Origin of the sequence: Streptomyces ovatisporus, from assembly GCF_042653885.1 — a bacterium.
Lineage (GTDB): Bacteria > Actinomycetota > Actinomycetes > Streptomycetales > Streptomycetaceae > Streptomyces > Streptomyces ovatisporus.
This window is the reverse complement of sequence record NZ_JBHSFH010000026.1, coordinates 1-10,929: the sequence shown is the minus strand read 5'-3', so window position 1 is coordinate 10,929 and position 10,929 is coordinate 1. Positions and strand designations below refer to the sequence as shown.

The 10,929-nt window shown below is 67.7% G+C and carries 6 protein-coding genes; 2 read left to right on the top strand and 4 right to left on the bottom strand.

Annotated elements, in window-relative coordinates; genetic code table 11:
- From ACFPA8_RS27560 to ACFPA8_RS27545, 4 genes are all read right to left on the bottom strand, one after another.
- On the bottom strand, positions 1–455 hold a 455-nt coding region (locus ACFPA8_RS27560; protein ID WP_386452924.1), incomplete at its 3' end, for a class I SAM-dependent methyltransferase.
- A 502-nt stretch (positions 456–957) separates the two neighbouring features.
- Positions 958–2,349: an FAD-binding oxidoreductase gene (locus ACFPA8_RS27555; protein ID WP_386452922.1), complete on the bottom strand. Its 1,392-nt coding sequence runs from the start codon at positions 2,347–2,349 to the stop codon at positions 958–960.
- 415 nt (positions 2,350–2,764) lie between these two features.
- On the bottom strand, positions 2,765–5,272 hold the full coding sequence (locus ACFPA8_RS27550) for a DEAD/DEAH box helicase (protein WP_386452920.1): 2,508 nt from the start codon (positions 5,270–5,272) through the stop codon (positions 2,765–2,767).
- 746 nt (positions 5,273–6,018) lie between these two features.
- Complete coding sequence (locus ACFPA8_RS27545) at positions 6,019–6,360, bottom strand: MazG nucleotide pyrophosphohydrolase domain-containing protein (RefSeq protein ID WP_386452918.1); 342 nt, start codon at positions 6,358–6,360, stop codon at positions 6,019–6,021.
- A gap of 664 nt (positions 6,361–7,024) precedes the next feature.
- Here ACFPA8_RS27545 and ACFPA8_RS27540 point away from each other — a divergent pair.
- A complete protein-coding gene (locus ACFPA8_RS27540) occupies positions 7,025–7,594 on the top strand; it encodes a hypothetical protein (protein WP_386452916.1) in 570 nt (189 codons plus the stop codon).
- 1,832 nt (positions 7,595–9,426) lie between these two features.
- Complete coding sequence (locus ACFPA8_RS27535) at positions 9,427–10,470, top strand: vWA domain-containing protein (RefSeq protein WP_386452915.1); 1,044 nt, start codon at positions 9,427–9,429, stop codon at positions 10,468–10,470.
- Positions 10,471–10,929: the final 459 nt, after the last annotated feature.

Below are 10,929 nucleotides of genomic sequence, written 5' to 3'. Positions count from 1 at the left end.
CAGTTCCACGTGGCGCGAGTGGGCAGTCTGATGTCGCCGAGGTGGGTGAGATTCAAGTCGACCGGCGCGAAGCGAACGTTCGGCTTCTCGGCCATCCCGGCTTCGGCGAGCGCGGAACGCTTCCAGGCTTGGGTGTCAGGGTGGTCGACCTCCCAGATCCGGAACTCGTCGGCGTTTGGATGGCGCCAGGCGAAGGTGTCCAACCCGGCGCCGAGTACGACGTAATCCGACCGGCCCTCGGAGAGCCCGGCCAGCGCGGTGTCTTCTGCGAGCCGTGCCCGTATGACGTGCCCGAGACGGAAACTCCTGCGTACTTCGGGAGTCCACCGGGCCATGGTCGCCTCCAGACGCTTCCTTTCTGAGTCGGGCACGAGCTGTCCAGCTTCCAAGTCCTGCAGGATCAGCGGCGGTTGGTCTTGAAGGGCATGTGCTTCGCGGAGCAGGGCGCTTCCCATGGCTGAGCAACTCGGTTGTCCAGGCTGCATGTCGGTCCTTTCGGATCGCTCGTCGAAGGAGGGGGAGCACGCTCGGGCTGGTGCCGGCAGGGCTGGGGGACGACGCGTGGGCGCGTGCAGCCAGGGATGCGGGAGCGTGTGAGAAGAGGGGGAAGTGTGCCGGCTGGCGCGGTGGCGGTCGCCGACCATGTGGCGCGAATGGCCGATGCCCCGGTGGGCTCTGGGAGCCTCAGCGATCGGGGCTTTCGAATATACCCGGCCGGTGTTCACCGGGAGCATTCCGATGCTGCCCCGGGCAAGAGACCTGGCGCCTCCCCATCTCATCAACATCACCCGACCGAGGATCGGGGCGCTTCCCGAACCCATCGCCGGGGGGATGGGGGTGGGTGTGGGGGTGGTGGTTGTTGGTGGTGACGCTTTTCTTTTGGGTCGATGTCGGGGTTGTCGTGGCTTCGGTGTGTCGGGGTTTGGGGGCGTAGGCCCGGGACCGCCGGGTGTTGTGTCAGTTGTGGCTGGCGGGTGGGATGTTGTGGTTGAGGTGGAAGGTGTTGTCGGGGTCGTAGCGGGCTTTGATTTCGGTGAGGCGTTGGTAGTTGTGGGGGCCGTAGGCGGCGAGGAGCCGGTCGTGGCCTTCCTGGCCGATGAAGTTGAGGTAGACGCTGCCGCTGGTCCAGGGGTGGAGCTCTGTGAGGAGGGTGCGGGCCCAGTGGATGGCGCGGTCGTCGTCGGCGGGGTCGCTCCATAGTCCGAAGGGGTGGACGGTCCAGGGGGCGTGGCGCCAGGGGATGGGGTAGTGGTGCGGGTCGTCGCGGACGGCGCCGCCCTGGGGGAAGAGGACGTGTTGTGAGGGTGAGGGGACGATCATCTCGCTCGCGTTGTCGCAGAAGACGTCGACGGCTTCGTCGGGGAGTGCGTGCAGGTGTTCCGCCGACCAGTAGTTGCGGTAGCCGGGTGGGTCGTCGAGCATGCTCTGTAGTTGGGCGTAGGGCATCTCGGTGATCATCTGCCCGGCGGGGTGGAGACGCGTGAGGGGTTCGATCACCTCTCGTGCTTCTTGTTCGGGGCCGGTGTAGGTGACCAGGGCGAGGCATGCCAGGGAGCCGGCCAGGTCTCCGGGGACGTATGGCTCGTCGGGGGCGGTGAAGTAGAGGAATCCGCCGCCGACTTCGCGGGGGGCGTCTGTGAGGAGGTCGCGGTAGGCGCGTACGGCCTCGGGCCCGTCCTGGGGGCGCCATACCAGCAGCGCCGCGGTCAGCGCGGCCAGGGGGTGCAGTTGCAGGGTGAAGGAGGTGACGGCGCCGAAGTTGCCGCCGCCTCCGTGGAGGGCCCAGAACAGGTCGGGTTCATCGGCGGCGTCGGTGTGGATCTTGCTGCCGTCGGCGGTGATCAGGTCGGCGCCGAGGAGGTTGTCGCAGGCCAGTCCGTAAGTTCTGTCCAGCCAGCCCGAACCGCCGCCGAGGAGGAAGCCGCCCACACCGGTGGTGGAGACGCGTCCGCCGGTGGTGGCCAGGCGGTGCGGCTGGGTGGCCGCATCGAGATCGGCCATGGTCGCGCCCCCGCCGACTCTCGCGGTACGGGTGGCCGGGTCGACGCTGACGGTGTTCAGGTGCCGCAGATCCACCATGAGGCCGCCCTGGGTGGTGCAGGTGCCGGCGACGCCGTGGCCGCCGCCGCGGACGGCGATCTCCCAGTCCATCTGCCGTCCGAAGCCGATCGCGGCGGCCACGTCGTCCTCGGTGCGGCACTGGGCGATCAGGGCGGGACGCCGGTCGATCATGGCGTTGAAGAGGGTACGGCTGTCCTCGTAGCCGGGCTCACCGGGCGTGAGCAGCGTGCCGGTGAAGGTCGTCCGCAGGGATTCCAGGGCTGTGCCGTCAAGCGTCCGGGATGACATATTTCATCCCCCTTCCTTCTGTCTTCGACCGTAACTCTCCCCGTGGTGGCCGCGACGGGCACGGGGGTGGCTGGTGGCCTTGGCTCCGTGGTCTCCGCCCCCGGTGTCGACGGCCGCCCCCCGCGTCCGTCGCGGCCCCGCGCGGGGGTACGGGCCGCGCCCCCTCGGGGGCGCGGCGCGGGGCGTTGGTCTCGGGCTGTGGTGTTGTATCGGGCGCGTGCACGTCATGTAGACCTGCCACCTGCCACCTGCCACCTGTGACCGGGTCGGTGTTGTGCCGGGCCTGCCAGGCGGGCGGTTCTCTTGCCGGACGGCGAAGAAAGACAACGAGGGTTGGGCGTTGGGCTTCGGTGACGGTTCGGGCAGTCGCTTGGTTTCGGGACGGCGCCCTCGCGGTAGGGGGTCGCGGCAGGGGCTAGGTCCAGCGCATGCCCAACTCGCTGAGTGCGGTGGCGTGTTCGGGTGGGAGGCCGGCGGCCCGGGAGCGCTGGTTGGAGAGGAAGACGCCGAGGTGGATCTCCCGCTTCTGCCCGGTCGCCGTGGTGATGGTTTCCACGTGTGAGCGTGGCACGTTCAAGTTTCCTTCACGGGCGCGGTATTGGCGTGTGGCGGTAAGGTTCTCGGCCCAGATCTGTGCTCTGTTCCGTCGGGGCTTCCTCTTGTTCTCTGCAACGGGCTGGATGCCGAGGATGTGCTGCAGCAGCCATTGCTGCGCGCTGCTGAGCTTGTCCCAGCCGGCTTGCTGTGAACGGGTCCAGCGGCCCAGGTCGTCGCCTTGAACGATCAGGGTGCCGGGTGCGGTGAGGAGCGTCCCGCCGTCGGTGAGGAGTCTGCGGGCGTGGTGGAAGCAGCGTTGCCAGTCCACCGGCCAGGCGGGGCACCAGGCGGGGTCGATCTCTTCGAGTGCTTCGCGGCGTGCCTCGGTCAGTACGCCGGCTGTCGAACCCCTCGGCAGGCCTTCCGCACGGCGTTGTGCCACCTCCTCGGCGCGTTTCGCGGCGGCCCGCTGGTTACGCAGCCAGGTCCCGACGGGGTAGCCGCCCACTCCGACCGCGTCGACGGGGGCGAGGAGGTGGCCGTGCTCGGCAGCCCAGGCCCGGGCAGCGTCGAGTCCTTCCTCGAAAGCGACGTCGAAATGGCTCCATACCATGTCGAGTTCTTCGAGCCGGGCAATGCGATCTTCGTCCAGGCGGCTCTGCCCGTAGGCGCGGCGGGCGTCGGCGATCCACTGCCCCAGCGGGAAAGCGGCCAGTGACGCGGGCCAGCCCTGTGCCCCTGCCTCCATACCGGCGGGTACGCGGTAGGTGAAAGGCACCCGCAGATCACCGTGGATCTCCCGGTACAGGCCGGCGGCTTCGATGCCGCGCCGCCAGTGCTGGTTGTCGGGGCGGAGGACGCGCAGGCTGATGAACGCTGCCAGCGCGGCGTGGTCGCGGTGTGTGGAGAACTTCAACAGGCTCCTGGCGGGGCCGCTGACGGTCTGCCCGCTACGCGCCCACCCAGCGTCCGCCCGCCCGCCTGCCGGCTCTTCCCCGACGGACGAGGCAGGGCGGCTTGGGGCCTGCTGCTCGGCGAGTGCCTCAACGACGCGGGCGTCGTGGGCACGCAGCGCCGCCAGAAGCCGGGCCAGGCCGGCGTAGGCACGGGAGGTGAGCATGTTCTGCGGGCTCTCGCCGGGGCCGAGCAGGACGGGCACCACCAGCGAGGCGGTCTTCCCCGCGCCCGGCTGCATCCGCAGGGCCCTGCCGACGGCCTGGACCAGGTCGGGCATGGAACCGCGCACGTCGGCCCAGTACACGGAGTCGCAGGTGGCCGTGTCGACGCCCTCTCCCAGGACCTTCACCGAGGACAGGAAAGCCTTCTCCACGACCGTGCCGTCACCGGCGACACCGTCGGAGAACCGGCCCAGCACCCGCTTCCGGTGAGCGGGCCGGTGGCCGCCGGACAGCCAGTCGGCCCAGATCGTCTTCGGATACAGCTCCGGATCGCTCCTGTGCAGTTGAGCGGCGACCTGGGGAAGGCCGGCAGCGAAGGCCTCGGCCTCCTTCAGTTTGTGGTGGAAGACGAGGGTGTGCCGCAGCCCCTCTTCCCCGGACGCCTTGACGAGCGCAGCCTGCAGGGCGGCGAGCCGCGCCCCGCGGACCTTGTCGGTGGTGGCTCTCTCCCCCAGCAGCAGCGCGGTCTGGAAGTCGGTGTCGGTCACATCCACGCACACCACCTGGTACGGCGCGACGATTCCCCGGTCGACGGCCTGCGAGAGCGTCAAGGTGTAGCAGCGGGCGCCGAACGCCGAGCCGGGGTCGTCCTCCATGCTCGCGACCAGTTCCCCCGGCTGCCCGGCCCCCTCCCCCTCCTCCTCCCCGAGCTGCCACAGCCGCGGTGTGGCGGTCATGTAGAGCCGGCGTTCCGCCGGAATACGCGCATTGTCATGGATGACCGCCCACGGCTTCCCCAGCCGGCCCGACGTACGGTGCGCCTCGTCCACGACCACCAGGTCCCAGCCGGGCAGCCCGCGCCGGTGGGCCCGCTCCAGCGTTCCCAGACCGAGGGAGGCGTAGGTGGCGAACACCGTGACCTTCTCCTGGTGACTCGTCCAGGCCACGAGTTCATCCACGTCCGTGGTGCTGGGAAAGGAGCTCTCCCCACCTCGCAGCGAGGACACCCCGACCACCGGCCCTCTGCGGCCACCTGCCCGCCACGCCTCCACGGACTGCTCCAGCAGGTCCAGCGACGGCACAAGCACCAGCACCCGCCCCGCACGCAGCTCCTCAGCGCTCCGGGCGGCCACCAAGGTCTTCCCGGAGCCCGTAGCCATGATCACCTGAGTACGCAGTCCACGCTCCGGCAGCATCGTCGTGGCAGGGAACTCCAGGGCGCGGACCACAGCGTCCACGGCTTCTCGCTGATGCGGACGGAGCTGCATGACACCATTCTGACCCCGCTTTGCGGGAGGGAGGGCTACGCCTGTGCCCCGGAGGGCGGCGGCCTGCCGCTCGGACTCGTCCTGGTCACCACCGACCGGATCACAGCGACTGCCTGGCGAGGGCCTCGTCCAGCTCGGCGTCGGGGGCCTGGCCAGCCGCTACCGCGCCGGCGACCGCCGTTCCTGGGTGAAGATCCGGCACGCCGACACTGTCGACGCTCTCGTCCTCGGGGCCTGTGGAACACCCACCCACCCGTAGGCGGTGGTCCTGCAGACGCCCGACGGTTGCCGCACGCTCACCCCGAAGTTGAACGCGATCCGGGCCCGGCAGGTCGCGGACGTGGTTCGCGGGGGCCGGTCATGGAGCTTTCCGTTGAAGGACTGGGCACTGCCCTCGGGGTGGTGCGGATCCCGCCGGTGCTGTATTCCCGCTGGTGATCAGCGCCGCTTGGTCCCGGACGTCTTCGGGTAGGTGCCCGCGTGCTGGTGACCCCAGGCCGGGCACAGCCCGGCAGGTATGCAAGGAGCGCGGACTTGACCGGGCTGAGCCCGGGACGTCGGCCGAGGGCCTCGCTGTTCGGAGCCGGCGGGTTCCAGTCGGTTGCCTGGTTTGGTGTGGGGCTCTCCAACGGCTCTGCGGGCGCGTGGCGTTGGCGGGCTCGTCGTTGGTATGGGGCTGGTGTCCGGGGCGAGCCGGTGACGCAGCATGTGGGGGTGCAGCTCGTCGGTGCTGCGTGGGTCTGGTGTCAGGACGGGTCTTGTTGGTCTGGCAACCGGGAACGGATCGCCGCATCGAGTTCTGTCATCGTGCGGCGGAAGACGGGCCCTAGATCGATGTCGTAGCGGTACGCCAGGATGAGCACCGACCACAGGCAGTCCGCGAGTTCGTGCTCCAGTGCCTCCCGGCCACCGGGCATGCCCCGCGCGCCTTCTTGGGCCATTACCAGCTTGGCCAGATCTCCGACATCGCCCACAAAGCCGAGCATGAACTCCTCCCGTGTCCATACCCGGCCACGCTCGTGCCGGTTCAGTTCGTCATACAGGTCATGAACGGCGACCGCCCGCTGCAGCAACTCCTCCAGGTCCATCCCCGTCTCCCTCCCGGATTCCGGTCGTGGTGGCCAGTCGGCTGCGGAAGCGACTGATGGCGTGGCCTGACGGAATGTTCTTCGCATCGCCGGCATCGCCTGCGGCGTCGGTCACCCTGAGCCAGGGTCTCAGGTGACCGGGCATGCTGCGTACGGCCGGGTCTGACGCGGGCGCGTGACCACCGCCTCCGCCTCCGCGCCCGCGTCGATGGCTGTGGCTCGGCGTGCTGTTGGTCCTCTGCGAGCGGGCGGGCTCCTATAGCCGCTTACCGCACCGTCCACTACTTCGAGCGTCTCGGTGGCTATGGCGTCGGCACGAGCCTGGTGGTGGGGGTGGTTCCTGCCGCTTCGGAGCAGAGGGATGCCGTTGCCCCGGGCCGGTTCGAGGAGGCTGCCGGGGCGCCGCTGCGGCAGGGCGAGGGCCCGGCCCTGAGCGTGTGCTGCTGCTGTGTGCGCCTGGTACGACTGGCCAACCGGCCGCGTCTGCTACAAGGTTGAGGTGCCGTTTCACGGTGAGGGCGCTTTGGAGATGTTCGTCCCCCTCGTCGTGGTGGGATCTTCGGGCAATGCGGCCGGCGTGAGTGCTGCTCGTCCGCCGTGCCCTGCTGAGATCCGGACACCCGGGGGGTTCGGGCCTACCGGGAGGCGGCCCTGAACAGCGACCATGACGGGTCTGGTCTATCTGGCGACGAAGGGCTGGGCGAAGGTGACGGGGGACAATGCGAAGGCTGCCAACAAGGCGGCGCTCTGGCTGGGGATCGTGACGTCGGTCATCGCGGTGCTGGCCTTCTTCGGGATCAAGGACTTCGACAGTTTGCAGAAGGCAGTCGAGGCTGAGGATTCGACGGCTCTACGAGATCCGTGCGAGGCCCTGTCCAGCGACTACGTCCAACGCCTGGGCAAAGGGCTGCGGCTGCGTCATTTCCATGAGGGCCGCAGTTTCAGCAAGGACGCCCCGAACAATGGCGAGTCGTGGGAGTGCGTTTGGCTCAGCGCTGAAAACGAGATCCGCCTGTTCATCAGCTACGACCAAGAAAGCTATTACACCGAAGAGGGCAACCGGGCGCTGGATGGAATCCCCAACGGGAGAATAGGCGAGCAGAGCAGCAGGTACATCGGGGTTTGTTTCGCAGGCTGGCCCACTTCGTTCGGAGAGGCTCTGGTGTATTACAGCGGCACGTGCAGCGAAACCGAAGTAATCGCCAAAGACGCATACAAGAACCTGTCTCGGTGAATACCACCGCATCCTGACTCGTGCAGGGCCACTCCCCACCGCCAGCGGCCACAGCGACACCGCCGCAGCGCCTGTCCCGGGGGGCCTCAACTACCCGGCGGCGCCACCTGATACCAGGGCTCGCGCAAGCGGTGTGAATCAGGTAGCCCGGCGACTCAGGAGCGCGAGGCTATCTTTCTGCCAACGACGACCCGGGGATTTCAGCCCCACGGCCGATGAGGAGACGCCGGGCAGGGGCAGGTCCCGCTTCCACCCGGAACCGACACGAGAACCCGGTTGTCCAGCACCTCTCACCCTTGCCGCCGAAAGCGGCGGCCGACGAAGGAACGGGGCCCCGGCCGGACTGCCGCTGCTCCCCACTCCCGCTGCTCCCCGCTGCGCGCTGCTCGCCGTGCGGCGGCTGCTGGACGCCTTCGCTGCCTTGGGCAATCCGGAGCCGATGACGACCACTCAACTCGCGGAGCATCTCGTACCGGCCGGCCCCTGCGACGTGCGGCGGGCGGGAGGGCCGAAAGGATCGCGCACGAGATCGGGCGCCACATCCGCACGCAACCGAAGACGGCGGGGCTCGATGTACCGGCCGAGCGCCTCGAGGGCCCCGGCCGCCCGACGGCCTACCGACTGGCCGCCTTGCGAGCAGCGCGCTGCCCTGACGCCCGATGCTTCTTCTCCGGGTGCGGCGACCGAGTGCGCGAGCAAAGGACCAACGGCCCCGGGAGCATGCGAAGCGCCCCCCCCGGGGCCGCTCGCGTTCCCGCCATGAGTCGTCCCGTCGTCGTTCTTCTTCGTCCCCTTGGAAAGCCGGCACGGTCAAGACGAGGGCGCCGGCGCCGCCCTCGGCGGGGCGCCGTCCGGCCTGGCGGCCGCCGGCTGCAGTATCTCCGCACATGCATTCCGGGACTTCCTGGTCAGGGCCTGTGCTGGGTGACCCGGGCAGCAGGTCATCGAGATGGCCCGTGCACCCGGACGGTAGAAACTTACGGGACCGGGAACAGCGGTGAACTCGGAAACGATGCGCACCCGGTCGGCCACCGGCCGGACGACCACCGGGCACTGCCCATACCGCCTTTCACGACGCCACCGACTGCCCGGGGGCCATGTGCCGGGCGCCATCGGGGAGTTGAGGGAGTGGGGGACATTGGCGCGTACGCGAGGGCGGGGTGTGTGTAGCTGGGCGGGTCGACCGCACAGGCGCGCGCGGTCATGACGATGGTGCTGTACCTGTCGGACCTGGAGACCCTGTCGTGGCGTGCCAACAGGCCGAATACAACGGTGCCTACGGGTGTCTCGGCGATCTCGGCATACACGTGCGCACCTGCCGCTCCGCGCCGGCTGGAAGCCGCGGAACGTGCGCGCCGTCCTGTCCGACATCTTCCCGTACCGGCCCCACGCAGCCGACCGCTCGGCTCGATCTCGTTCACCCCAAGAATCCGAAGTCGCTTCGGTGGATGCAGCTACTCCCCGACACAGGCACAGGCGTGGAACTCGGTGCACCTCGGCAGCCAGTCCGCGATCCGACGATCCCCTTGCCGACCCCTCAGCCCTGCCGGGACGGCCAGGCGGAGCTCGAGCGGAACACCGACAGCGCCTGATACATCGTCGACGATGTGAAGCCCCGTCGGAGATGACCGGCCCGGCAACAACGACATGCCGGCCGGCAAGTCCCCAGGAGCGCGGACCGGCGCAGATTGCTGCTCGCCATGCCGAACAGGCCCACACTCCCTCCACGCTCGTTGCTCCGCTCTCCGGCCGAGACCAACTCCTCAAGCAAGATCAACTGTCAGTGGTGGATGCGAAAATCGAGTTAGTAATCAAGCGGCAAGGGAGAACGCATGACAGTGCATCAAGGGCTCATTAATCACGTAGTTCTGGTACTGGACGCCAGCACATCCATGAGCCACTTGAGGAACAAAGTCGTGCAAGTGGCAGACGAGCAAATCGCCTACCTTGCACGACGCTCCAAGGAACTCGACCAGGAAACACGAGTCACCGTTTATGTCTTCGCCGACGAAGCGGAGTGCGTCATCTACGAAAAAGACGTACTCCGCCTCCCGTCCATCTCCCAGTATTACCAGCCTGGAGGCATGACCGCACTACTTTCTGCCACGCTCAAGTCACAACGAGAGCTGGCACAGACCGCTCAGCTCTACGGGGACCACAGCTTCCTCACCTTCGTGCTGACAGACGGCCAGGAGAACGCAAGCCACCGCTGCGCAGATGCTCCGGCGCGCAATCCGCGAGGGCTGGTGAACCACGTCTCTGAACGCATCAAGACGATGCCGGACAACTGGACCCTAGCCGTCCTCGTACCGGATCAGATCGGCAAACGAGAGGCTCAGCAAGCGGGCTTCCCACGGGAGAACATCGCCCTCTGGGATGCTTCTTCCACACGAGGACTGGAGGAGGCGGCTGGAAAGATCCAGCAGGCCACAGAGATCTTTCTGGCGAACCGAGCCTCGGGAATCCGCGGCTCGCGATCGGTCTTCTCCACGGGAGCTGACGCGGTCAACGCAGACACGATTCGCGCCGCTGGCCTGACACCTCTGAGTGCCTCCAGCTACAGCCTCATCCCAGTCACAAAAGCAATAGGAATCCGTAAGTGGGTTCTGGAAGAATGCCAACTGCCCTTCAAGTTGGGATCTGCCTTCTACGAACTCTCCAAGCGGGAGAACATTCAGCCGCAGAAGAAAATCGCTGTACTGGAGAAGAAAACCGGACGAGTGTACGGCGGCCAAGAAGCCCGGAAATTGATCGGCCTGTCTGACGTAGAAGTCCGAGTCACCCCAGAGGACAATCCAGACTATTCCATATTCGTGCAGTCGACCAGTGTAAATAGGAAACTCGTTCCTCACACACGGCTATTGTTGATGGCCTGACAGTCCTTAGCGACACAGGTGTGGGGTTGCCCTTCCGCAGCAGAAGAGCAACCCCACACCCATGAGATACCGGAGTAAGTACACCCTTTCGGTCAATATCCCGTGTTCACCTGGTGAAAAGAAATGCCACCCTACCTCAGAGGTGGATGCGGCCCAGCCCAGATTTTAGCCGCATCCCACTTTGATACAGCCCCTCGGCTAAGATTCACAGTTAGCCCGGCCCGCGCAAGCGGGCCGTTTCCCGCCCCTGCGAAGCCGGGGCGGGAAACGGCCGCCGAAGGCGGCCCAACAAGGGGCCGCGAAGCGGCCACTTGTGCACTTTCGCGGAGCAAGCCGGGTGCGGAGCACCCCGGCATCCGCGGGTGGAGCGAAGCGGAGCCCGCGGATGGAGGCGCGCGAAGCGCGCCGGTTTCCTGCCTCGCGCGCAGCGCGAGGGGGCGATGCGCGATGAGCGGAGTG

What these genes read in the sequence shown, in the direction of transcription:
- ACFPA8_RS27555 (WP_386452922.1), bottom strand. Translation starts at nt 2,349, where the DNA reads ATGTCATCCCGGACGCTTGACGGCACAGCCCTGGAATCCCTGCGGACG.
- ACFPA8_RS27550 (WP_386452920.1), bottom strand. Translation starts at nt 5,272, where the DNA reads ATGCAGCTCCGTCCGCATCAGCGAGAAGCCGTGGACGCTGTGGTCCGC.
- ACFPA8_RS27545 (WP_386452918.1), bottom strand. Translation starts at nt 6,360, where the DNA reads ATGGACCTGGAGGAGTTGCTGCAGCGGGCGGTCGCCGTTCATGACCTG.
- ACFPA8_RS27540 (WP_386452916.1), top strand. Translation starts at nt 7,025, where the DNA reads ATGACGGGTCTGGTCTATCTGGCGACGAAGGGCTGGGCGAAGGTGACG.
- ACFPA8_RS27535 (WP_386452915.1), top strand. Translation starts at nt 9,427, where the DNA reads ATGACAGTGCATCAAGGGCTCATTAATCACGTAGTTCTGGTACTGGAC.